We start from the raw sequence: 22,503 nt of genomic DNA, 5'->3' as shown, positions 1-22,503 counted from the left end.
CAGAAAGGGGTTCTTTTTTCATCACTTAACGGGTGAAGATGAAAAAGTAATTGTAAGCTGCCGTGAGGCAGTTTCACATGGTTTTAATTAAAAGTATGAATTATTCAGGCTAGTTATATCTAGTTACCTTTTCTTTGAAAAAAACATAAATCAGCTAATAAATATGTGAGACAAAGCTGCCATCCATAAATACTAGCTGATTTTTTCAGTTAAATGTCTATTTTTTTCTCTGATGATGATATTTCCAAAATATTCCCAGTCATCTGGAGTCGGTGGATTTTTCCAAATTATCTGTTCTTTATTAAATTTTTCAAGTAAACAATCAGATAAATAAATATTCGTACGAGAAGTGATTCGACTCTCAATCACAATATTGTAATTTTTAAATCCTTTCACTTGAGAAATAATGTAATCGGTATAAGCAGATCCTTGCGAAAAATCAATACAGACATGAATCGGTGCTTCAAAATATGATACCGGACAAATACCGACCAATAAAAAGAGATAATCATAAAATAAGCGAATCATGAAACGTTCATCTTTTCCCAAGAAATAGCGTTTATTCTCTTGTATGACCTTTTGGATTGCTGTACTGAATATTGGATACGTCTCGAAGAAAAACTGTAGCTGCTTTTTAGACGTAAAGCTAGTCATCTCAAAGTCGAATATCCAATTTTTTCGATTGACATGCATCATACCCATACGAAGTTCTTTTCGTATATATAGTCTTTCTTCTTCAGAGATTTCAATCGAAAATGGTAATTGATCAATCAATTCCACTGACATTTTTTGACTAATCATGTGGATATCATGAAAATGAGCTTCCGCAAGTCCAAATGCGCCATCTAATTCAAATTCTTCTTCCGTGATCAAAAACAACATGATATAAGAAATCTCATCAATGATCTGCTCTTTAGGGATATGAAGAAAAGAAATATGTGATAAATCCTTGATGATCTTCATTCCTTCTGAGCTCTTAAAGTATTCATCTGAAAAGAAACGTTTTCCGATTGGTTGATTCCCATAGGCCCTCAACAAACTAATAGTGGTTAGCAAATTGAATTTGATTCGTTTTGTTGCAGACAGTTTTAAATTGAACAGATATTCAAAATATTGCACGATACTCTTTGCTTCATTCATGACGCTTTCTCTAAATGGCATAGAAAAACCATTAAAGACCCCGAAATATACCCCAAATAATACGTTCCGTATGTTTATTTCTTCCCCAACTAATATGTTTTTCTTTAACTTTATTTGATGCTGTTCAAGAAAAGAGACTAATTCTCTTCTTTTTACATAGGCTCTTGATATGCTTAAAAAATGATTCTCTGCAAATTTTTCGATCGTTACTTTTGAATCCACGATCTCCGTTAACAGTCGAGCAATTTTTGATCGTTGAAAGTAGATTCTTCTTAAATTTTTGATATCCGTCAAATTCAGACGTTCGACATGGATCTCTGCTTCTTCTGAAATTTGGATCTCTGGCTTTGTTTTGAATTCAGTAAATTCTTTATTTAATTCTATGATATAATTTCTTGTTTTAAATTTAGACAAACCTAATGTTTCATATAACTTAGGTAGCACTACATAATTCTTTTTCTCAAATTCTAAATATCTAGCTAGCAGCAGTTTTTCTCTATCTTCCTCTTCTATAAGGTAATCCAACTTCATATCCTACACCTCAAAAAATGCCTCATACCAATTACTTGATATGCAGATGAAAGTTCATCTTTTCACCTATACTGATTTTATGATGGATTATGCTTGTTTTTTCATCAGTTATTCTCATTTTTTATCTTTTTTTTGAGAATATTGCAAAAAATGGAAAAATTTATGAGGAAATATTCTATATTTTTTGTTTTATTGTGTTAAAATGTACAAGATTTGCGCCATTTGCGTAAACAACCACAAAAAAGAGCAGGGCGGCCACCGTCCTGCTCTTTTACTTATTTTAAGTTCCATTACTTATTAATTGGCTAAACTTCTGCTTGTTTCTGATATTGCTTGTTTTTCTCCAATGATCCGCACTTCTGTTTCTAAAGACACATCAAATTTTTCTTTGATTACTTCTTGGATGTGCGCAATCAATTCAATATAATCTGTCGCTGTCGCATGATCGATATTGACGATGAATCCAGCATGTTTTTCAGAGACTTGTGCACCGCCCCATTTCAGGCCTTGCAATCCTGCTTGTTGGATCAGCTGACCTGTATAGTGTCCTACTGGGCGCTTAAAGACACTTCCGCATGAAGGGTATTCTAATGGCTGTTTTGATTGACGCAATTCGGTCAACTCATCCATTCTTGCTTTGATTGCTTCATAATCCCCTGTTTGCAAACTGAATCGAGCTTCCAATACGATAGCACGTAATTCTTGGACTTTACTGTGACGATAAGAAAATACCATTTCGTCTTTTGTCAAAGTTTTCAATGTTCCATCTTCAAGCAAAAGATCCACTTCAGCAAAAACATCTTTGATCTCTCCGCCATACGCACCTGCATTCATATAAACCGCTCCACCGACACTTCCCGGGATGCCGCAAGCAAATTCAAATCCAGTCAATGATTCTGCCAAAGCTGCATAAGTCGTATCAATCAGTGAGGCACCTGCTTCCGCAATGACCATCGTTCCTTTGACATGAATCTGTTTCATTTCAGTCAGCATGATGACTACACCGCGAATCCCGCCATCTTGAACGATCAGATTGCTTGCATTTCCTAATACCATCCAAGGTATATCATGGATTCGGCAATAATCGATGATTTGCTTTACTTCGTCTTGCTTTTTCGGGAATGCAAGGACATCAGCTGGTCCGCCTGTTTTCGTAAACGTATAGTTCATCAATGGTTCATCAAACAATAAAGTAATCGTGGCTAAGCTTTCAACTATTTCTTCTTTATTCACTGAGGATTTTCCTTTCTTTTCTCAAACGTCCTCATTATTCTATCACGCTTAATACAATCTTGCCAGTCTTGTTCAAAGTTGATGACGGTAGTGATCTTTAAGCACTTCCTCACATAATTCATGACTTCTTACAACTTCTTTTTGTTTAAGCATTTCTGTTTCCGATTTACCTAAACGGATCTGAGAAAAGAAGGCCTCTACCATTGGCTCAAACCCGCGTTTGACTAGCGTGTTTGTCCAGTCGCCAAATTCTTTCACTTTTTTTCCATCAGCATCTTGAATGACAAGCTGGGTCAGATCGTTTACTTCATAAGTACCATTTTTACTTGTTACTTGATATTTTTCTATATTGGCGCCACTTACTAAATCCATCGTTAAAATAGCCGTTTGATTTTGTGTTTCTAATTGTAAAATGGCATATTCCAAAAATTCCTTTGTTTCTCTTATCTGGTATTTTGTTCTCAAAATGGGTTCATCCAATAAATACACAGCTGTATCAATAAGATGTAAAAACAAATCATAAAGGACGAACTCTGTCGTTTCTTTTGCCGCTATTCGATTTTTTTGCAGGTGGATCAACCGCTTATCTGGGATACGTTTCAATTCTTCTACCATAGGAGCAAAGCGCCGGTTGAAACCGATCATCAAAATTTTTTGGTTCTTATCAGCTAATTCTTGCAATTCACGAACTTCATTTAGATGGACACTCAGTGGTTTGTCAATATAAACATGGATACCATTTTCTAGACATTTTTTGGCTAATTCATAATGTACTTTTGTTGCTGCGTGGATCATACATGCTTCGATTTTTTCTTCTAAAAGCTCATCGATCGTTTCATATAGATGTTGGAACCCGTACTCTTTTTGAATTCTTTCTTTTGTTTCTTTATTTCTTGTTGCAAAATAAAAATCAAGTGTTCCTTGTTTTTTCGCATAAGTTGGTAAATATGCTTTTTCTGCGATATTCCCTACACCGATTACACCAATCTTCATCGACTTTCCTCCTGGATCATTTAGTTACTTTCATCTTACACCATTTTTTACTAAAATGAGGTACAATAGTATCGCAAAGGTAAGGAAATTAATTCGAAGGAGTGTGCTTTTATTGAAATTTATCTCTTGGAACGTAAACGGGCTTCGTGCCATCGTAAATAAAAATTTTTTAGAAGTTTTTCATGAGTTAGACGCCGATTTTTTCTGTCTGCAGGAAACGAAACTCCAAGCAGGACAAATTGATTTAGATCTTCCAGGTTATTATCAATATTGGAATTACGCGGAACGAAAAGGCTATTCCGGCACAGCGATTTTTGCTAAAAAACCAGCATTGAATGCCACTTACGGAATGGGTATCGATATCCATGATACAGAAGGCCGTCTGATTACTTTGGAATATTCCGATTTCTTTCTTGTAACCTGTTACACGCCAAATTCTCAAAGCGAATTAAAACGTTTAGATTACCGATTAGAATGGGAAGAAGCCTTTTATAATTATTTGGAAAATCTAAAAAAACAAAAACCAGTCATCGTGTGTGGGGATCTAAATGTCGCTCATCAAAAGATTGATTTGAAAAACTGGAAAACGAATCAAAAAAATGCTGGATTCACTCCAGAAGAAAGAGCGGCTCTTTCTCGACTGTTGGATAACGGGTTTATCGATACATTCCGTTATTTTTATCCAACCCAGGAAGGTGTCTACTCTTGGTGGAATTACCGATTCAATTCAAGAAAAAACAATGCTGGTTGGCGGATCGATTACTTTTTGACGAGCAAAGATTTAGAGCCAAGACTAGCTGATGCAAAGATCCATACGGACATTATGGGCAGTGATCATTGTCCAGTAGAATTAGATGTGAAATAAAGAGGTTGTGAAAAAGTCGTTTAGTTTCGAGTATTAAGAAAAATTTTGTGAAAATGGCTTTCCACATTTTTGCATAAATTTGGCTTAATACCGAGAAACTGGCTTTTGAACACCGTTTATCGAGAGGTTGTGAAAAAGCTGTCCTGCATCAAGTAATAAGAACAGCCAAACAAAAATAGCTCTTCATATTTTTCGTTTGGTTAGGCTTATTGCCGCAGATGCAAGCTTTTGAACACCTTTTATTAAGAGGTTGTGAAATCAGCGTTCTGACCTGAGTATTAGAGAAACAAATGGAAAAATAGTTCCTCATATTTTGCCGTTTTTTGAGCTAATACCGAGAGTCAGCTGATTGAACACCGTTTAGTGGAGAGGTTGCGAAAAAGTCGCCTACTTTCGAGTCGTAAGAAATTTTTTTGAAAATGGTTCCTCACAACTTTGCATAAGTTTGACTTAATACCGAGAAGTCATGATCCCTATCTAACTCCAAATCACAAGGAATAAGTTCAAAAACTAGCTTTTTTCAACAAATATTACATAAAAAATTCTATGTTTTTTGTTAAATTTATTTGCTTTTTTCAAAAGTATGTTACAGTAATTTCCCAAGGAGGTTTTACAGAAATGAATTTTGTTGCCATGGATTTTGAAACTGCCAATCATCAGCCTTATAGTGCTTGTTCTCTTGCGCTAGTCATGGTAAAAAACAGCCAGATCGTTGATGAATTCTATACATTGATACAGCCTGAGACTCCTTTTTTCTGGCGAAATGTCCAAATTCACGGAATCCATCAAGAAGACGTACGCAATGCGCCGAAATTCCCAGAAGTCTGGCAAACTATCCAACCATATTTTCAAAAAAATCGTTTAGTCGTTGCACATAATGCTGCTTTTGATACAAAGGTCTTAGCGGGATGCTTAGATTATTATCATCTTGAACAGCCTAATTATCTTTCTTTATGTACAGTGAAAAGTAGCCGTCGCTTGTTTCCTGAATTTCCAAATCATCGATTGAACACTGTGTGCGAAAATTTGAACATCCAATTAGATCATCACCATGATGCATTGGAAGATAGTCGTGCATGTGCGGAAATCCTGCTTTATCAAGAAAAAAAATTCGGGACAGATCCATTGAAAAAACTTGTGACTATAAAGTAAAAGAATACTTATGAAACACACAAAGAGGTCGTGAGCCTGCCGTTTCGCTCCGAGTCACAAGGAGCAATTTCAAAAAATAGCTCCTCATGTTTATTAAATATTGTGACTGATGACCGAGGAGCTGGCAGGAGAACACCGTATAAGGAAGAGGTTGTGAAAAAGCTGTTCTGCATCAAGTAATAAGAACAGCCAAACAAAAATAGCTTCTGATATTTTTCATTTGGTTGGACTTATTACCGCAGATGCAAGCTTTTGAACACCGTTTACCAAGAGGTTGTGAAATCAGCGTTTTGATCTGAGTATTAGAGAAACAAACGGCAAAATAGTTCCTCATATTTTGCTGTTTTTTGAGCTAATACCGAAGGTTAGCTGATTGAACACCGTTTATTCAGAAAAAGGGACTGTGACACGTATTTTGTCATAGTCCCTTCGTGTGTTTTTCTGCCTTCTCAAAAGGATGACAGTTTCTCACTCTTTTCCTATTTCTTCTATTCAATCAAATAACTCATTTTATATACATCTAAAAATTCGCCTAGATCTGTTCTTGCCCCTCTAGGCATGACCGCTTCGATTTGGAAGCCCATTTTTCGGTAAAGGTGTACGGCTCTTTCATTACGAACTTGAACGTCAAGCTCCAATCGAAAAAGTACACCCATTTCCTTCGCCCAACTGATGATTTCTTCTAGCATAAGAGTGCCTAGTCCCATTCCCCAATATTCCTGCAGAATACTGATACCGACTTCTCCCACGTGAGACAAACGAAATTGACTGTCTGCCTTGACAGATGCTGTTCCAATAATCGTCCCTTCATAGATTGCAAGCAGCAATAAATTATTATTGCTTTCGTATATATAATCCAACTCTTCTTCTAAGGTTTCTGGTGGTAACAGGAGTTCTGCTTCATCCAAAACTAAAAATTCTGTCTCCTTATTGACTTGTCCCATCATCAAAAGAATGTCTTTTGCATCTCCTGGCACTGCTTCCCGCAAGATGATCCCAACTTCTTCACTCATGATTTTCAGCCCATTTTTCTAGAATTCGCTGTTTGAAGGTTTCACTTTGCTCCCCGTATGAGATTAGTTTCACATACCGTTTTTCTAAATCTGTATCACTTTTTTCTAAAATCAGTTCCAAATAATCCTCCGGCAGTGCTTCTTCTAATAGATTTCCCCATTCGACAACGGAAAGCCCATCACCTTCAAAATATTCATCTAACCCTAAATCTGCTCCGCTAGCTGCTACCCGATAAATATCCATATGATACAACGGAATCCGACCTTGACTATATTCTCTAATAATCGTGTATGTCGGACTTTTGATCATTTGCGTTATCCCTAATCCTTGGGCAATTCCTTTCGTCAACGTTGTTTTACCCGCACCTAGATCACCAGTCAATATCAGATTGTCACCTGGCATTGCGGAATGACCAATTGCCTCTGCGAATTGTTCTGTCATTGTTAATCCTGATAGTTCGATCATTTTTCATCTTCTCCCGCTCTTCTTTCTTTTTGCCAGTATATCGCGTAATGAAGTTTTTTTAAAGAAAAAATGAACTAGTCAAGAACAGCAGCTGCTGTTTTTGGCTAGTTCGCGTGTATTTGTTAATCAATCAATGTTTGTGCTGCTGTGATAATCGATAATTTATATACATCTTCTTCATTTGCTCCACGAGACAAATCAGAAACCGGTTTGTTCAAGCCTTGTAGAATTGGTCCGATTGCTTCAAAGTTACCGAAACGCTGAGCAATTTTATAGCCGATATTTCCTGACTGCAATTCTGGAAATACAAAGACTGTTGCTTGACCAGCTACTTCTGAATCTGGCGCTTTCAGTTGTGCAACTGAAGGAACATAAGAAGCATCAAATTGCAATTCGCCGTCGATCATGTATTGTGGCGCTAGTTTTTTAGCGATTTTAGTTGCTTCAACTACTTTGTCTACTTCTGGCGATTTCGCTGAGCCTTTTGTCGAGAAGCTCATCATTGCTACTTTTGGTTCGATATCGAACAATTCTGCTGTTTTTGCAGAATCTACGGCGATTTCAGCCAATTCTTGCGCAGTTGGATTCACGTTGATCGCACAATCCGAAAAGACATATTTTTCTTGATCTCTTCCACGTACCATGATCATCGCTCCGCTTGTCCGACTGATGCCAGGCTTTGTTTTGATGATCTGAAGTGCTGGGCGAACAGTGTCGCCAGTCGAATGGATCGCTCCAGAGACCATTCCGTCTGCAATCCCCATATACGTAAGCATCGTACCAAAGTAATTCACATCTTTTAAAATCTTTTCTGCTTGTTCTTTGGATGCCTTTCCATTTCTGCGTTCAACAAAAGCATCCACCATTTCATCCCACTTATCGTAATTATCAGGGCTGATGATCGTAAAGCTAGATGTTTTGATTCCTCTGGCATGCGCTGCATTTCTTATTTCTTCTTCGTTCCCTACTAAAATGGGTTCCACAAGTTCTTCTGCTTTCAACCGGGCAGCTGCGCCTAAAATACGAGCATCAGTAGCTTCCGGGAAAACGATTTTGATCCCACGGCGAACAATCTTAAATCTTAAACTATCAAACAATTCCACAAGATGACCTCCAGACGTTTTTATATGTATTATCATACACTATTCCAGAAAAAAAGAACAGTTTATTTTATCTGTATTAGTCAAAAATGCTGGAAAAATTAAGTTTTTCACATACATAGCGAACTGCGCTATAACAGGAAAGCGCTGTTTTATTACACTGTTTCAGGCAGTTGCCAATCAATCGGTTCTTCTCCTAACGCAAGGAGCGCATCATTCGTTTTCGAGAAGGGTTTGGAACCAAAAAAGCCACGACTTGCAGATAACGGACTGGGATGTGGAGATGTTATGATGATATGGCGACTCTTATCGATCATTTTGATTTTTTCTTGTGCCGGTTTTCCCCACAAGATAAACACGATTGGTTTTTCCCGTTCATTTAATTTTTCAATGATCGTGTCTGTTAATCTTTCCCAACCTTTCCCGCGATGAGAATACGCTTGCCCTTCCCGAACGGTAAGAACGGTGTTGAGTAAAAGGACTCCCTGTTTAGCCCATGACACTAGATTTCCATGTTGAACAGGTGCGATTCCAAGATCATCATTAAGCTCTTTATAGATATTTCTTAACGATGGCGGGATCTTTACGCCGGGTTGCACAGAAAAAGATAAGCCATGAGCTTGATTTTCTCCATGATAAGGATCTTGTCCTAAAATCACCACTTTAACTTCTTCATAAGGAGTCAATTCCAATGCTTCATAGATATGATACATATCTGGATGGATCTTTTGGGACGCATATTCTTTTTTTAAAAATTCTCTTAGATGCAGATAATAATCTTTTGAAAATTCTGAGGACAAAACTTCTTGCCAACTGTTATGAATGATTTCTTTCAAAACCTCCACCTCCTAATAAAAAGAATAACTCACATTTTCTTCAATCACAAGGGACAATCTTCACCCTCAGCACTTGATTAATATGGTAAACTAGGAACAAGAAGCAGAAAGGAACGATAATCATTATGATCAAATTAATTGCATCAGATATGGACGGCACATTATTAGATGCCCATATGAGTGTTTCTCCTGAAAATGCCGAGGCGATACGTTTTGCAAATGATGCCGGTGTTGAGTTCATGGTCGCTACTGGTCGAAACTATCAAGAAGCTCGCGCAGCTTTAGATGAGGTAGGAATCGATTGTGCGATGATCACTTTGAACGGGGCACAGGTATTTGATAAAGAAGGAAATTCACTGTTTACCGTATCGATTCCAAATAATCAAGCAATCTCTGTTTTAGATATTCTAGATGCTAACGGTATTTACTATGAAGTAGCAACCAACGATGGTCTTTATTCTGAAAATCAAGCGAAACGAATCGAAAGTTTTGCTTCCATGGTGGCTACCCATTTACCTCACCTTACGTATAAAATGGCGATTGCCATGGCCTCAGCTAAGCTGGAATTATTGCACATCACATACGTGGACAGTATTCGTGCTATCTTGGAAGAAAAGAATCTGGAAGTTTTAAAAATTATTTGTTTTCATACAGAAGGGCCAGCTGTATTAGGTCCAGTCGGAAAGCAGATTTCTCTTTTAGGCGATCTGGCCGTTACTTCCTCTGGTCAAAACAATATCGAAGTGAACCATAAAAACGCTCAAAAAGGAATTGCTGTTGCCCATGTCGCTCACGAGCGTGGGATTTCTTTAGAAGAAGTCATGACGATTGGCGATAACTTCAATGATGTCAGCATGCTGCAAGTAGCAGGAGTCAGTTTCGCAATGGGAAATGCAGAAATCGAAGTAAAAGATTATGCCAAATATACAACGGACACAAACCTTGAATCTGGCGTAGGAAAAGCCATATTGCGCGCGATTGCAGAAGACTTGTAGTTTTATCTAGAAAAGAGGGATATAGATGTCAGAATTTTTCATTCAGGAAAAACAGCTTGGACGTGCAACTCGGACAATTGTCAAAAACGAAAAAGGACATTCCCTGTTTTTGATGGTTGGTCGCTGGGGAACAAAGGGCGATGCATTGTCTCTTTATGCCATGAATGGCGATCTCGTTGCTCACATCAAGCAGATAAGCCTGACATTCGGTACGCGTTTTGAGCTGTATAAAGAGTTCGAAAAGGTGGGAACCATGCAGAAAATATTCAATTGGCCCGGTGATTTTTATTATATTCGTAGACTTCACTGGACAGTCCAAGGTGATATCTATAATCATCAATATCAAATCCATCATTTCAATCAGCAAATCATGAAAATGGATAAAGCAACACTTTTTTCAGGAGATTACTATGTATTGGATGTCTCAAATGATGAAGATGCTCCAGTTTGTATTTGTATTGCTGCGGTTTTAGATTACTGGCTCTACCGTAAAGACAAAAGCAAAGAAAAGCCTTTATCCTATCGATTTGATGTGAACTAGAAAAAATGAAAGCAAGCTAACAATAAACAATCTCAAACTCTAAGTCAAAATTAAGAATCTACGATATTGGGAGTCGTTACTTGATCGAGTAACGACTCCCAATATTTCTTATCAAAAATAGGAAATACCAAAATTCCCTTCGAGACGGAGGTATTCAAACACTCTTGATGATGAACTAAAAAAGTGCTGTTTTATCCTTCTATATTCTCATAACACATATTAAGACTTTAATCGTCCGATAGGACATCCTCCATTCGATCTGACTGTTCCTCTATATATCCCTACATACCAAAATCTTCCTGTAGTAAAATCTTTGTCGTAAGACCAAGTTTGTAAATATAATTGCCCACAATAAATACCATCATTATATATAATTGTATTTGTTAGACCGCTTAAAGTAGCCGATCGTCTTGTGTGGTAGATAACTTTACTACCTCTGCTATTGATAGTACTCATTACTTGCTAAGCACTTAAATCATTTGTATCAGCATGGATTTTTTGTGAAAAAGCGGTTAATCCCCATATAGCCATTATTAAAATAAATAAGTTCTTAAATTTTTTCACTTATATTATCTCCTTCCTGATATTTATTTTTGAAGGAATCGGTAAAGGTAAGGAATGGTGATAAAAATATCCCTCATAATAACCTCGAGTTCCATTTGAAAGGGGCATTTCCCTATATTTTCCAAGCCAACCTCGATAGGCTCCAGATTGGAAGAATGCAACAGCTGGGGCAGGATTTCCAGTCGTTGTCCATTCGCTTGTCCAATAACGAGTCAATATAGCTTGTGGGGAAATAGTGATAAACTTCATTTGATCAAAATCAAAAATAGTAGTTTCTACAATGTGAGAAGGAGCATCCTCACCATAGCTAAAATCTTTTTCTTCAGCATGGACACAGTTATTACTTAATAAAACAGCAACAGACAGCAAAAAACAGCTAGATAAAAAACATTTTTAATCATAAAAAACCTCCATTTATATTTTTATATCCTGATTATACATTGAATTTTTATGCACACCAAACAAAACTTTAATTATATTACTATTTTTTTGCAAATATGGTAAAATATCAGAAAAAAGAAGGCACAGGAGAGGAACATATGAAAAAAAGTTATTAAAAAGAACTATTTATACATCGCATTTGTTATTATTATTCATAATCAGCGGTTGCAATTCGAATTACAATAAAATAACTCATGTCACAATAGAACAAATTACAGCTAATGGAACCTTACAAACTAGAGGAACTTATATTTTAGATAATGGGTATTTAGAAATCAGTAAAGAATTTAAACAAAATATAAATTTAAATACCTCTCCAACAAAATTGTTAAGCGAAACCGATCGACTGTTACTGGCTGAAATGATTAAAGAAGACTTTCCTTCCGAAACTATTTCTACTGAAAATCCAGAGTTACTGCAAAGTTTCAACAGGAAAGTCAAAAATGGAAGAGTGGAAATCGATTCTGATAATAAAAAAACTTATCTAATCGGAAAAGATTCAAAAAGGAATTTACATGGGTAGCTGATAACCAAACAAGATTGAAAGATTCATTCGGAGTCGAATATAGTTTTACAACGGATAGCAAATAGGACTGTGACAAAAATCGTGTCACAGTCCTTTATTTCGAATAAACGGTGTTCAAAAGCCAGTTTCTCGGTATTAAGCCAAATTTATGCAAAAATGTAGAAAGCCATTTTCACAAAATTTTTCTTAATACTCGAAACTAAGCGGCTTTTTCACAACCTCTGATTCACGGTGTTCCAGAAGTAGCTTCTTCGGAAATAAGAAGGAATTTACAAAAATTTGAGAAGCAATTTTCGTAAATTCCTTCTTATTTCTTGAAGCTGACCACTTCTGTCACAACCTTATTAAAACCTATTCAATTTTTAGTAACGTTCATTCTTCTTTACACCATTATTATTTTTTCACTATTTGACAATTTAAATCAATTTAATTTCTTTTGCATATGATCATAAAGATGACCACTGATCATCCGCTGACCGACAACTTTGAAGTCATGGCGTTCGTATAATTTTTTAGCCTTTGGATTTTTTTCATCCACACTTAGACCGATGACGGAGCGATTAGCTTTCTTCGCCAATTTAGGTAATGCTTCTAATAATCGCGAACCGATGCCTTGTCCTCTAAAATCTTCTGATACACTGATAGAGTCCAAATACCATTCGTTGGGAAACGTTTCTTTATCAATGAACAAACGTGTAGACGCATCTAGCTGATATTTCTCTAAGATAGGTACCAGTGGCTGATCGATGATTGATTCTTCTTCATCTGTATAACCGTAAGCAACTCCTGCAACTTTACCGTCTATTTCTTCTACGATACCTCGTGAATAACTGTAACGATAATTTGGATCAGTGATTGCTTCTTCTAAAATCTCTAAAGTCTTTTGTTCCCCTGTCTGCTTCAAAAATGGCAGTTCCATATCTTTTAGAATCACTAAGATCAATGGGGCGATTTCTGGAGCATCTTCTTTTCTCGCAAAACGAATCATAGTTTCCTCTCCTTTTCTCCATTCTAACATGCAGAAAAAGAAATCGCAAAATCGTTATTTTAAAAAATCTTCAATCTTTTCAGTAATGAAATAACCATGAGTAACGATTCTTGCCGCTTCAGTTCGGCAATAAGGGCAGACGACTGGCATTTCTTTATCATTATGTTCGACTACATTATTGACTTCTTCGTATGCAAATTTTTTTCCGCAATTAGGGCATTTCATTTTTTCCATGTTATCTCAACTTCCTTTCATCTTTACTCTCTTAGCTTACTCTTATATTGAAAAAAAGAGAAGCAATATCCTTCTTCTATGCAGATATCCATACCTGACGGTCCTGTTCTCCATCTATTAATCGGACTTTATAATAAGGACGTTCATCTTTGACTAGAAGTGTCCACTCTTTCACTTTTGCTTTTTTCCCGTAGTAGCTGACTGCTTCCTTCATCGCTGCTTGCGGTTGTTTGAACTCTTCCGTTTTTTCTATATCAAAAAGATGTTCTGCGGCCTTTTTCGTGTCATTTCGTACGGTTGTTTTCCCAGTGGATGGATTGACTGCTATGACTTGTCCTTCACAAAAAAACTGGTATTCATATGTTGCATTCGTAGGATTATCCAAGTCTTTTTCAACTGCAAAATGAATAGCAGATATGTTATGTTCTTTTGTTTCGTTTTTTACAATTGCTGCTGCTTTTTTCAATGAGATCCGATATTCCTGGTCACTAATATCATCCATGTGAAAAGCGGCATTGAGCAGTCCCGTCATACCGGTAATCCCTATTACGATGAGGGCAGCAACACCAAACATCATTTTTTTCATTCTTCATTCTCCTGTTTCTTTTTTTAAAGAATATCAAGAAATGAACGAATGAAAAATCGAATGAAACGAAAAAAAAGTGACAATTTTGTTATCTTTATTCGTGCAATTCTAATGGCAATCCGTCTGGATCAAAGAAAAACGTCATTTTTTTTCCTGTAAAGGTATCTTCTCTAATCGGTTCTGATTCGATCCCTAAGGACTGCAATTCTGCAATTGTTTCTTCAATATCGTCTACTTTGAAAGCAAGATGACGCAAGCCACAAGCTTCTGGATAGTTTGGTCGTTGTGGCGCATTAGCAATTCCAAAAATCTCCAATTCAGCACTTCCTAGTTTCAGATCTAATTTATAGTCATCTCGTTCTTTGCGGTAATTTTCTCTGATTACTTCAAATCCTAATTTATTAACATAAAAATCACGTGATTTCTGATAATCTGAAACAATGATGGCTATATGATGGATCGTTGTAAGGTTCATATGAGCACTCCTATTCTTCGTTTAAGCTCGGATCTATATTAATCTCCAGTTCCATTGTAAATGTGTCAGATTGAAAAAAATAGCTGTTTTTCCTTTTTATAAGAAAAAAGGCAAAAAAAAAAACAGAAAGTAGGTCCTCCAAGACACTCTTCCTGTTCCCAATATAATAAATGAAAGTAAGAAATTATATTTTCAAGAAAACAAACAGAAAATTATCATAACACAAATTATTTATAATTGAAAGACTAGTTTTTTTTCAAGAAAAGCATACAATAGATTGTGTTAGTAAATACAGAACACACTACATTTAGTGTCTTAAGGAGTCCTCATACATGAAGTCATATTTTCAGTTTTTAGCTCATCAGCTAAAAGGCTGGCCGCAACAAAATTATTATCTTTTCTTTTTCAGTCTTGGCTGCCAGGTCATGACTCTTGTCAATAGTCCCATCACTTGGCTGTCCGTTATTACATTTATCGGTACCACGCTTGGTGTATTGTGTATTTTATCCATCAATGCGGCAAAATCAGTCAACGGTATTTTAGGTATTTTGTCTGCGATTTGTTTTATTATCGTTGGATTCTCAGCAAAGAACTATTTAAGTATCGGTGAACAGATTGCTTATATGATCACATTGGATATCCCCGTATTGTTAAGTAAAGAATGGAATCATAATATGGCTTCAAAAATCCGAAAATTCACTGGAAAAAGCTGGTTTATCGCAATCATCAGTACTTTCCTTGTCTATCTTGTTTCAGGATTCCTGATTGGTCGTTATACAGATGATCCTCGGCCGTGGGTAGATGCCATTGCTTTTTCTATTAGCTTGACTGCTGGTATCATCAGTTTCTTGCGTTACAACAACCAATATTACTGGTGGTTAGCTTCAGGGCTTGCTCAAATGGTCCTTTGGTATATTTCATTTACGCATGGATCTGCAAGTATGGCGATGTTCGTGAACAGCTCTGTTTACTTGCTGAATGATGTCCTTGCATTTACCGTTTCACCTTGGTATAACCAAAAAGAACGTGAACGTATGCAAAAAATGGAAGAAAAATACTACAACGCACAACAACGCGCATAAAAAAACTGAGCGTGGGACAAAAGTAAAGAACACTTTTGTCTCACGCTCTAAACACGTATAAACGGCGGAAGCAGAAGCAACTCCTTCGGAAATAAGCTGAAATTCACAAAAATTTGAAAAGCAATTTTCGTGAATTCCTTCTTATTTCTTGGAGTTAAACGCTTCTGTCCCAGCCTCTATTTTTTATAGTAATTCCTTCAGATACTTTCTTGCCTCATCATTGAAACGCAGTGATTCTTCTAACTTCTGATAATATTCCAACGCTTGTTTCTGAGCTTCAGTAAAACGATAATGTTTTCCTTTCCATTTGTCGATTGTCTCTTGCACATTTCCAGATTGGATATCTTTCACTACTAGTTGCCATTTTTCTTTTGAGACTGTACGGTCTTTCTTATCAGCAGATTGTATAGCTTCTCGTTCTTTACGCAATACTTTTAAAAAACCATTTCTGACTATCCGAGGAATGCTGTCGAAGAACCCTTCTGTAAAACCATAGCGACAATATTGCTTCCAAATAAATAGATAGATTTTTGGTTGGATGAATCGTTGGTTTTTCGCAAAATATTCCATCTGAGCAGTGACTTCTGGTGTTCGTTGACGTTTTGTCTTTCTCAACACGGAAATAAATGTTTCAAAATAAGCATTAGGATGTACTGGCACTTCTTCATATACGATGGATTGCCAATCTTTACGTAAAAATGCGCGATAGTTGATCAAGAATTCTTCTACATCCTTTACTAATTCTTCTGCAAAGTCGTCAAATAGTTCTTTTTTTATCTGTCGCTTTTTTGGCTGCCCATTGATGTGTTCACTTATTTTCTTGATTTCATTTTCCAATGCTTGATAATCCGCTATGTAAATCGGCATTTCTACTTGGCGAAATTCTGCGAGCCGCTGAGCTAATTTTATATCCGGTAAATATGGCTGTTTCATCCGACGATTTTGGTACAAGACAAAACAGTATTTTTGCCATAGTCCTTCAGGAAAATCGATATTCTTCTGCTTAAGCCATAATAATTCGTCTAAGGCCAGATCAACTTTTGTCATTCCCTGATGGATCGAAGCTGCCACTGTCGGAGAGACATGCAGGTGATCGGCAAAGTGGTTGATGCCTAGTTTTAGGATCTTTCCGGTTTTTGGCGATTTAACGATGTATTGCACTTTTAATTCTCTACCACACTCACAATACAATTTTTGCTGGCTTCGTTTTGTTCGAAAAAACGGATTGATCTTGAAGTCAGAAAACACCCAATCTGTTGCAGCTAAATAATGTTCTTCCATAAAACGAGAGCTGATTAGATATCGGCGGTGCTTATCGACTAGTTCCCGCTGTTTTTTCGTTAATTTTGCATAGATCTCCCAACGTTGACTGCTTGTGTATTGTTTAGAAATTTTGATGGGATAGCTTTTGCTGATTTCTTTTGGAAACCATTCTTCAAAGACGGATTGCCATTCTTCCATGGCTGTTTCTTTCCTTTCTAATTACAAAAAGCTGGCTACTAACATAACGTTAGCAACCAGCCAGTGTTTCTTGCTAAACTAGTGAGTTGTTCCGGCATTTCCGGAAATATCTTCTTTATTTTCTACTGCTGCTTCAACTGCATAAGTCAAAGAAGAAGCAATGTCTTCTAAAGACATAGAAGGTGTACCCACTGGACGATCGATCACTTGATCGGGTGAGAATGGCACGTGGATGAACCCACCTCGAATGGCCGGGAATTGTGTTTCGATCAAATGAAGCAAACGATACATGATATCGTTGCAGACAAATGTTCCTGCTGTATAAGAGATGTACGCTGGTAGACCATGATCTTGTACATTTTTTGTCATTGCTTTGATTGGCAATGAGGTAAAGTAAGCGGCTGGACCGTTTTCTTCTAAAGCCGTATCGAATGGCTGATTTCCTTCATTATCAGGGATTCTTGCTTCTGCTAGATTGATTGCGACACGTTCGAACGAGACTGCTGACCGTCCACCTGCTTGTCCGACACAGATCACGACATCTGGTTGGTGCTGTTGGATGGCTTCTTTGACTACTTGACTGCTTTTTTCGAATACGGTCGGTACTTCCACTTTGATGATTTCAGCACCGCTGATTTCATCTGGCATTTTTTTTACTGCTTCATAGGCTGGATTCACTTTGTCCCCACCAAATGGATCAAAACCTGTTACTAGTACTTTCATCTGTTGTTCCTCCGTCCGATTGATTTAACATATGGTTATCTTTTATCATACCATTTTCCTTGAACAGCGTAAATAAAGGAAACAATAGTTTAAATAACATAACAGATCAAACTTAATATATTCTTATAAAAAAATAGTGTTCCACTACAATGTTAGAAGAGGTTGCGACAATTATTCTGTCACAACCCTTCTCTTCTATTATTTAAATAGAATCATATAAGCAATTTGGAAAACTAGCATAAATAACGCAATAAACAACTGGTTTTTGATCACTCCGTATTTGTCTTTCATCTCCAGCATCGCTACAGGCACGATATTGAAGTTAGCAGCCATCGGTGTCAGCAGGGTCCCACAAAAACCGCAAGTCAATGCAACCATTCCTATTAACGCTGGATTCGCTCCATGACTAAATACGAATGGTGCACCGATCCCAACCGTCATCACGGTGATGGCCGCAAATGCATTCCCCATGATTACCGTAAATATCACCATGCCAAGAGCGTAAATGATGATGCCGATGTTCACATTTCCTTCTGGAACGATCGTACCTACTGCATTGGAAATCACTGTCCCAACTCCAGCGCTTGTAAATACCGCACCTAGAGAAGCTAAAAGCATTGGCAACATGCTTAACGGCCCTACTGTGCCCAGCATATCTGCTGCATCATCTAAAAATGTACTTGGTCGATTATCTCGAGAAAAGAACATCAAGATTAGCATGGCTGCAAAAACACCGACGCCCACGCCGACTAAAGCACCTAAATTGGTAAATAGAGCAAACAAGATCGCAAAGACACCGATACTCAAAGCTGGAATAAAGATTTTCATTCCTAGTTTGTCTGACATTTTTTCCATATATTCTTTTGATGGAAGCCGGCTTTCTCCTTTGCTGACTTTCTTAGCAATTGCTGGTATGGTCATCGCAAAGATCAAGCCACCGTTCACGATTGCCGGAAGCCATCTTCCTCCTGCAATAACTACCCCTAAAACCGTCCAGAAAAAGGCTGAGCCGTAACGATGAGGATTGGTTTTATCTGTTAAGTTTCTTACTCCAGTGTAAATCAATACGAGTCCCATCACGATATAAAGGATCTCCAGTAATTTATCGCCTAATAAAATATCAGGATTTGTAAAAAAGTCCATCTTATTGCCCCTTTCCTGGATAATATTTCTTCGCTAATTTCTTTTCTTTAAGATAGAAGTAGACACTTGCCACAACTAAAGCCGTGATAGCCACTGGAACTTCCACTAAAGCAAGCTGTCCCAATGTTACGTCATATCCTAGATCTTTCAGCGTTGATTGGACTAGCAACGCCCCTGCTCCTCCGATGAATAGTACTTGGCCAAAGAACCAGCAGACATTTTCCATAGCCGAAGCCATACCTTTTAGTTCTTCTTCATGCTTAGGATGGACTTCTAATCCTTTTGATTCGATGGTCCCCAATGCCATCGGTAAAATGATTGGACGAACAAATCCAGCAACTCCACCAAAACTCACGTTAAAAGCCGCAAAGATCATTCGAAAGATCCCATAAATATCTACAATCATACCAGCAGATACTTTCTTGAATCGCTTGATCAAGGAAGCCGCTGATTCTTTCAGACCATTTCTTTCAAGCGTTCCTGTTGCCAACATAATGATGATAAAAATCGCCATCCCGCGATTGTTTACAAAACTTGTACCTAAAAGTTCTAACATTCCTTGAATGCCAAGACCGCCAGTCAAAGCTGTAACAACTAAAGCAACCATTACGATCAATATCGAGTCTAATTTAAATGCAAACCCGAGAATAACAATCAAGACGCCTAAAAGGCTAAGATAATTTTCCATATATTTTCCTCCATAAAATGACAATATTTTTTTAATTATAAAGCAAAACACATAAAAAATATAGTTGTTTTCTCACGAAATAGACACTATTTTTAAATATTTTTCGTTATTTTTTTATCACAAAAATTATCTTACTTATTGTAAGGTAAAGCTTTTTTTAATTTATTGCCCGCTAATATATAGAAATAAGGTCTAGTTACTGTTTTTTTTAAATGATTAATAAATAACAACTCCTTTCTATGAAATTGCAAAGCATTCATCTTCTTTTCTGCTAACGATATATCCGTCAATGCTTGGTACACTTTACTAAAAAGTATGAGATTGCCGATATCTGGATAGGTGTGCTATACTACAGAAAAAGATATACGATCTGCCACCGGGTAGTAAAAAAGAGGATGATCATTCCATTAGGTCTTTGAAGGGATGATTCTCCTCTTTTTGTGTATTTTTTATATTGAAGGAGGAACGTATGTATGGCATGGATGGAATTAATCATAGCAGGAATTTTGGAAGTATTCTGGTCAACGATGATGAAATGGAGTGATGGTTTTTCTAAAATAAATTATTCTTTTTACACAGTGATTGGAATGATTGCTAGTTTTTACTTTTTATCAAAGGCAATCAAAAGTTTGCCGATGAGTCTCTCTTATCCTATCTGGACAGGGATTGGCGCAGTTGGTTCGGTCATAATTGGTGTGGTCTTGTTTCATGATAAGCTGAATCTTTCCACTTGGTTCTTTGTGGGGATGCTACTCATCAGTATCATTGGCATCAAGATTACTAGCGGCCACTAGACACTTGGAATAAGTACTGATCAGAAAAAATAAGCCTTTTTATTTAATATTCAATTTTTTTATGAAAAAATAAGAAATAAGTCCAATGACCTAGCGACTTCTCCACACATCAGGTGTATGCTTGTACTATCTATAGAAAAGGAGTGAATATTTTTGAAAAGTCTTTCGGTCCAAGAATTATCCAAGAACTTTGGTCACAAACAAGCCCTCAGCGATGTCAGTTTTAACTTATCTCCTGGCAAAATCGTTGGATTAGTAGGTCCTAATGGCGCTGGAAAAACAACGATCATGAAAGCTATTTTAGGACTGATCCATTACTCAGATGGAACAATCCGTATTGGTGAAAATGAGATTTCTCCCTCTAGTCATAAAGGGTTGGAACAAGTAGGAGCATTGATCGAATATCCGGGTATCTACCCATTCTTAACAGGCTATGATCATCTGAAGTTATTCTCTGAAACAAACGATGTATCTGCTATCGATACTATCGTGAATCAGCTCAAGATGGAAAAGTACATTCACAAAAAAGCGAAATCTTACTCGTTGGGAATGAAACAAAAGCTAGGGATTGCTCTTGCCTTACTGAACCATCCTTCTATCGTTATTTTAGATGAACCGATGAACGGGTTGGATCCACAAGCAACAAGAGATGTGCGAAAAATCATTACCGACTTGGCTACTCAAGGCACCTCTTTCTTGATCTCCAGTCACTTACTCAGTGAGCTTGAAAAAATGGTGGATGAACTGATCCTGATCAATCAAGGAAAGATCATCAAGCAATGTACAATGGCTGAATTGAACCAAGCAGCGCAAGATTTCATCATTATCTCTACAACGAATGATCTAGCTGCTCGAACGATCTTGACAGAAGCTGGATATACTTTGGAAGATTCTGATAAAATCAAGCTTTTAAAAGAAAACGAAGAATTATTAGGAACCGTGATCCAGTTATTGTCTGCACAAAATATCCATGTGACAGATGTCCAGCATCTGACGAATGATTTGGAATCTTCTCTATTGGAAATTCTGGATTCAGTAAAGGGGGAAGAAGAAAAATGACATTGCTTGTAAAACAAGAATTATTTAAATTGATCAAGAAAAAGTCAACTGCTGTTTTATCTGTTCTATTAGTTGTTTTGCTCATAGGAACAGCACTTCTAGCCAAAAAATACACGACGATCATTGATCCAGTTGAAATGACTGCTCAGCTTTTTAGTGCCACATCTTGGATTGTCTTTATCATGATTGCAGCTGCAAGCACGATCATTTCGATGGAAGCACAATATGGTACATTGAAAAATCTCCTTTATAGAAAGTATTCTCGAGGAGAAATATTAGTAAGCAAATGGATCACATTAGTTATTTATTCTGTTTATTTATACCTTTTAGCTATTATTGTCACTGTGTTGATGAAACTGATTCTTTTCCCTTCGATTTCCTTCACGGAGAAGGTTTCTACTGGTCAAACACTGATCCAAAGCTTGTTCACTTATACTTTGGGTAGTTATATCGGTTTATGGCTGATTTTAAGTTTAGTGTTGATGATTGCTTGCTTTATCAATAGTTCCGGTGCATCCATCTCAGCAGGAATCGTCTTTTATTTTGCTTCGTCAATCATATCTGGTATCCTTATCGCACTCATCCAAAAATGGGAGTGGATCAAATGGAATCCGATCAGTATGTTGAATCTGCAAAACCAAATTGGAAACGAAGAGATCATGAAGCAATTGACTCATCTTTCTACTAATCAAATGCTGTTCGGTAATTTAGCTTACATCGTTTTGTTCTTAGCATTAGGATATCTCGTATTTAAGCGAAAAAATGTATGATGACTCATCAAAAAAGAGGTTGTGAAAGAGACGTTCAGCCTTATTGCCGATTGGCTGTCTCTTAAACACCGTTTATTCTGAAAAAGGAGCTGTGACAACATTTG

The 22,503-nt window shown here is 37.0% G+C and carries 25 protein-coding genes; 9 read left to right on the top strand and 16 right to left on the bottom strand.

Annotated features, from left to right (window positions below; all coding sequences use genetic code 11):
- Positions 1-192: 192 nt before the first annotated feature.
- The 3 genes from IGL70_RS03160 to IGL70_RS03150 form a co-directional block, all read right to left on the bottom strand.
- The gene (locus tag IGL70_RS03160; RefSeq protein WP_002317943.1) at positions 193-1,671 is read right to left on the bottom strand and encodes a helix-turn-helix domain-containing protein; all 1,479 of its coding nucleotides are present in this window, start codon (positions 1,669-1,671) and stop codon (positions 193-195) included.
- A gap of 297 nt (positions 1,672-1,968) precedes the next feature.
- A complete protein-coding gene (murB, locus tag IGL70_RS03155) occupies positions 1,969-2,904 on the bottom strand; it encodes a UDP-N-acetylmuramate dehydrogenase (RefSeq protein ID WP_002291437.1) in 936 nt (311 codons plus the stop codon).
- A 72-nt stretch (positions 2,905-2,976) separates the two neighbouring features.
- Positions 2,977-3,897: a Gfo/Idh/MocA family protein gene (locus IGL70_RS03150; RefSeq protein WP_104873811.1), complete on the bottom strand. Its 921-nt coding sequence runs from the start codon at positions 3,895-3,897 to the stop codon at positions 2,977-2,979.
- 112 nt (positions 3,898-4,009) lie between these two features.
- Between IGL70_RS03150 and IGL70_RS03145 the strand changes: the two genes are divergently transcribed.
- Both IGL70_RS03145 and IGL70_RS03140 read left to right on the top strand, forming a co-directional pair.
- Positions 4,010-4,762, top strand: a complete 753-nt coding sequence (locus IGL70_RS03145) for an exodeoxyribonuclease III (protein WP_104873812.1) — start codon at positions 4,010-4,012, stop codon at positions 4,760-4,762.
- A gap of 618 nt (positions 4,763-5,380) precedes the next feature.
- On the top strand, positions 5,381-5,914 hold the full coding sequence (locus IGL70_RS03140) for a 3'-5' exonuclease (RefSeq protein WP_002291442.1): 534 nt from the start codon (positions 5,381-5,383) through the stop codon (positions 5,912-5,914).
- Positions 5,915-6,402: 488 nt separating this feature from the next.
- Here the strand turns inward: IGL70_RS03140 and IGL70_RS03135 are convergent, their stop codons facing one another.
- The 4 genes from IGL70_RS03135 to IGL70_RS03120 all read right to left on the bottom strand — a co-directional run bounded on the left by IGL70_RS03135 (position 6,403) and on the right by IGL70_RS03120 (position 9,329).
- On the bottom strand, positions 6,403-6,927 hold the full coding sequence (locus tag IGL70_RS03135; protein ID WP_002287063.1) for a GNAT family N-acetyltransferase: 525 nt from the start codon (positions 6,925-6,927) through the stop codon (positions 6,403-6,405).
- On the bottom strand, positions 6,920-7,393 hold the full coding sequence (gene tsaE / locus IGL70_RS03130; protein WP_002287066.1) for a tRNA (adenosine(37)-N6)-threonylcarbamoyltransferase complex ATPase subunit type 1 TsaE: 474 nt from the start codon (positions 7,391-7,393) through the stop codon (positions 6,920-6,922). The genes IGL70_RS03135 and tsaE overlap by 8 nt, the downstream gene beginning before the upstream one ends.
- A gap of 122 nt (positions 7,394-7,515) precedes the next feature.
- On the bottom strand, positions 7,516-8,496 hold the full coding sequence (gene pta, locus IGL70_RS03125) for a phosphate acetyltransferase (protein ID WP_002291445.1): 981 nt from the start codon (positions 8,494-8,496) through the stop codon (positions 7,516-7,518).
- 152 nt (positions 8,497-8,648) lie between these two features.
- Positions 8,649-9,329, bottom strand: a complete 681-nt coding sequence (locus IGL70_RS03120) for a uracil-DNA glycosylase (protein WP_002323793.1) — start codon at positions 9,327-9,329, stop codon at positions 8,649-8,651.
- 125 nt (positions 9,330-9,454) lie between these two features.
- Here IGL70_RS03120 and IGL70_RS03115 point away from each other — a divergent pair, with 125 nt between their 5' ends.
- Positions 9,455-10,324 (top strand): Cof-type HAD-IIB family hydrolase, encoded by an 870-nt coding sequence (locus IGL70_RS03115; protein ID WP_002287072.1) that lies wholly within the window; start codon positions 9,455-9,457, stop codon positions 10,322-10,324.
- A 25-nt stretch (positions 10,325-10,349) separates the two neighbouring features.
- Positions 10,350-10,865 carry an LURP-one-related/scramblase family protein gene (locus IGL70_RS03110; RefSeq protein WP_002291449.1) on the top strand — a complete coding sequence of 172 codons (516 nt, stop codon included), beginning with the start codon at positions 10,350-10,352 and terminating at the stop codon, positions 10,863-10,865.
- A 564-nt stretch (positions 10,866-11,429) separates the two neighbouring features.
- Here IGL70_RS03110 and IGL70_RS03105 read toward each other — a convergent pair.
- Positions 11,430-11,798: a hypothetical protein gene (locus IGL70_RS03105; RefSeq protein ID WP_104873710.1), complete on the bottom strand. Its 369-nt coding sequence runs from the start codon at positions 11,796-11,798 to the stop codon at positions 11,430-11,432.
- Positions 11,799-12,009: 211 nt separating this feature from the next.
- Here IGL70_RS03105 and IGL70_RS03100 point away from each other — a divergent pair, with 211 nt between their 5' ends.
- The gene (locus IGL70_RS03100) at positions 12,010-12,393 is read left to right on the top strand and encodes a hypothetical protein (RefSeq protein WP_258151696.1); all 384 of its coding nucleotides are present in this window, start codon (positions 12,010-12,012) and stop codon (positions 12,391-12,393) included.
- Between the two features lie 424 nt (positions 12,394-12,817).
- Here the strand turns inward: IGL70_RS03100 and IGL70_RS03095 are convergent, their stop codons facing one another.
- The 4 genes from IGL70_RS03095 to gloA2 form a co-directional block, all read right to left on the bottom strand.
- Positions 12,818-13,384: a GNAT family N-acetyltransferase gene (locus IGL70_RS03095; RefSeq protein ID WP_002319037.1), complete on the bottom strand. Its 567-nt coding sequence runs from the start codon at positions 13,382-13,384 to the stop codon at positions 12,818-12,820.
- A gap of 54 nt (positions 13,385-13,438) precedes the next feature.
- On the bottom strand, positions 13,439-13,618 hold the full coding sequence (locus IGL70_RS03090) for a hypothetical protein (RefSeq protein ID WP_002291570.1): 180 nt from the start codon (positions 13,616-13,618) through the stop codon (positions 13,439-13,441).
- 76 nt (positions 13,619-13,694) lie between these two features.
- Entirely contained in the window at positions 13,695-14,204 is a 510-nt protein-coding gene (locus tag IGL70_RS03085; protein WP_104807544.1) for a hypothetical protein, read from the bottom strand.
- 94 nt (positions 14,205-14,298) lie between these two features.
- Positions 14,299-14,679, bottom strand: a complete 381-nt coding sequence (gloA2, locus tag IGL70_RS03080) for an SMU1112c/YaeR family gloxylase I-like metalloprotein (protein WP_002287076.1) — start codon at positions 14,677-14,679, stop codon at positions 14,299-14,301.
- 332 nt (positions 14,680-15,011) lie between these two features.
- Between gloA2 and pnuC the strand changes: the two genes are divergently transcribed.
- On the top strand, positions 15,012-15,761 hold the full coding sequence (pnuC, locus tag IGL70_RS03075) for a nicotinamide riboside transporter PnuC (RefSeq protein ID WP_104873711.1): 750 nt from the start codon (positions 15,012-15,014) through the stop codon (positions 15,759-15,761).
- A gap of 183 nt (positions 15,762-15,944) precedes the next feature.
- Here the strand turns inward: pnuC and IGL70_RS03070 are convergent, their stop codons facing one another.
- From IGL70_RS03070 to IGL70_RS03055, 4 genes are all read right to left on the bottom strand, one after another.
- Entirely contained in the window at positions 15,945-17,222 is a 1,278-nt protein-coding gene (locus tag IGL70_RS03070) for a hypothetical protein (protein ID WP_002323716.1), read from the bottom strand.
- A gap of 78 nt (positions 17,223-17,300) precedes the next feature.
- On the bottom strand, positions 17,301-17,945 hold the full coding sequence (gene pcp / locus IGL70_RS03065; RefSeq protein ID WP_002287081.1) for a pyroglutamyl-peptidase I: 645 nt from the start codon (positions 17,943-17,945) through the stop codon (positions 17,301-17,303).
- A 198-nt stretch (positions 17,946-18,143) separates the two neighbouring features.
- On the bottom strand, positions 18,144-19,088 hold the full coding sequence (locus IGL70_RS03060; protein ID WP_002287082.1) for a DUF979 domain-containing protein: 945 nt from the start codon (positions 19,086-19,088) through the stop codon (positions 18,144-18,146).
- Position 19,089: 1 nt separating this feature from the next.
- Positions 19,090-19,776 (bottom strand): DUF969 domain-containing protein, encoded by a 687-nt coding sequence (locus IGL70_RS03055; RefSeq protein ID WP_002287083.1) that lies wholly within the window; start codon positions 19,774-19,776, stop codon positions 19,090-19,092.
- A 473-nt stretch (positions 19,777-20,249) separates the two neighbouring features.
- On the opposite strand from IGL70_RS03055, the gene IGL70_RS03050 reads away from it, so the two are divergent.
- The 3 genes from IGL70_RS03050 to IGL70_RS03040 all read left to right on the top strand — a co-directional run bounded on the left by IGL70_RS03050 (position 20,250) and on the right by IGL70_RS03040 (position 22,399).
- A complete protein-coding gene (locus tag IGL70_RS03050; protein WP_002287086.1) occupies positions 20,250-20,570 on the top strand; it encodes a DMT family transporter in 321 nt (106 codons plus the stop codon).
- Positions 20,571-20,723: 153 nt separating this feature from the next.
- Positions 20,724-21,629, top strand: a complete 906-nt coding sequence (locus tag IGL70_RS03045) for an ABC transporter ATP-binding protein (RefSeq protein ID WP_002323718.1) — start codon at positions 20,724-20,726, stop codon at positions 21,627-21,629.
- Entirely contained in the window at positions 21,626-22,399 is a 774-nt protein-coding gene (locus IGL70_RS03040; RefSeq protein WP_002287088.1) for an ABC transporter permease subunit, read from the top strand. The genes IGL70_RS03045 and IGL70_RS03040 overlap by 4 nt, the downstream gene beginning before the upstream one ends.
- Positions 22,400-22,503 lie beyond the last annotated feature (104 nt).

This window comes from Enterococcus sp. DIV0901a (genome assembly GCF_051711525.1).
Classification (GTDB): Bacteria; Bacillota; Bacilli; order Lactobacillales; family Enterococcaceae; genus Enterococcus_B; species Enterococcus_B faecium.
Note: the sequence above shows the minus strand (reverse complement) of the source record. Positions and strands in the feature narration are given on the sequence as shown.

What these genes read in the sequence shown, in the direction of transcription:
- IGL70_RS03090 (WP_002291570.1), bottom strand. Translation starts at nt 13,618, where the DNA reads ATGGAAAAAATGAAATGCCCTAATTGCGGAAAAAAATTTGCATACGAA.
- IGL70_RS03070 (WP_002323716.1), bottom strand. Translation starts at nt 17,222, where the DNA reads ATGGAAGAATGGCAATCCGTCTTTGAAGAATGGTTTCCAAAAGAAATC.
- IGL70_RS03115 (WP_002287072.1), top strand. Translation starts at nt 9,455, where the DNA reads ATGATCAAATTAATTGCATCAGATATGGACGGCACATTATTAGATGCC.
- pnuC (WP_104873711.1), top strand. Translation starts at nt 15,012, where the DNA reads ATGAAGTCATATTTTCAGTTTTTAGCTCATCAGCTAAAAGGCTGGCCG.
- IGL70_RS03135 (WP_002287063.1), bottom strand. Translation starts at nt 6,927, where the DNA reads ATGAGTGAAGAAGTTGGGATCATCTTGCGGGAAGCAGTGCCAGGAGAT.
- IGL70_RS03085 (WP_104807544.1), bottom strand. Translation starts at nt 14,204, where the DNA reads ATGAAAAAAATGATGTTTGGTGTTGCTGCCCTCATCGTAATAGGGATT.
- IGL70_RS03150 (WP_104873811.1), bottom strand. Translation starts at nt 3,897, where the DNA reads ATGAAGATTGGTGTAATCGGTGTAGGGAATATCGCAGAAAAAGCATAT.
- IGL70_RS03050 (WP_002287086.1), top strand. Translation starts at nt 20,250, where the DNA reads ATGGCATGGATGGAATTAATCATAGCAGGAATTTTGGAAGTATTCTGG.
- tsaE (WP_002287066.1), bottom strand. Translation starts at nt 7,393, where the DNA reads ATGATCGAACTATCAGGATTAACAATGACAGAACAATTCGCAGAGGCA.
- pcp (WP_002287081.1), bottom strand. Translation starts at nt 17,945, where the DNA reads ATGAAAGTACTAGTAACAGGTTTTGATCCATTTGGTGGGGACAAAGTG.
- IGL70_RS03060 (WP_002287082.1), bottom strand. Translation starts at nt 19,088, where the DNA reads ATGGACTTTTTTACAAATCCTGATATTTTATTAGGCGATAAATTACTG.
- IGL70_RS03055 (WP_002287083.1), bottom strand. Translation starts at nt 19,776, where the DNA reads ATGGAAAATTATCTTAGCCTTTTAGGCGTCTTGATTGTTATTCTCGGG.
- IGL70_RS03110 (WP_002291449.1), top strand. Translation starts at nt 10,350, where the DNA reads ATGTCAGAATTTTTCATTCAGGAAAAACAGCTTGGACGTGCAACTCGG.
- IGL70_RS03095 (WP_002319037.1), bottom strand. Translation starts at nt 13,384, where the DNA reads ATGATTCGTTTTGCGAGAAAAGAAGATGCTCCAGAAATCGCCCCATTG.
- IGL70_RS03040 (WP_002287088.1), top strand. Translation starts at nt 21,626, where the DNA reads ATGACATTGCTTGTAAAACAAGAATTATTTAAATTGATCAAGAAAAAG.
- IGL70_RS03140 (WP_002291442.1), top strand. Translation starts at nt 5,381, where the DNA reads ATGAATTTTGTTGCCATGGATTTTGAAACTGCCAATCATCAGCCTTAT.
- gloA2 (WP_002287076.1), bottom strand. Translation starts at nt 14,679, where the DNA reads ATGAACCTTACAACGATCCATCATATAGCCATCATTGTTTCAGATTAT.
- IGL70_RS03160 (WP_002317943.1), bottom strand. Translation starts at nt 1,671, where the DNA reads ATGAAGTTGGATTACCTTATAGAAGAGGAAGATAGAGAAAAACTGCTG.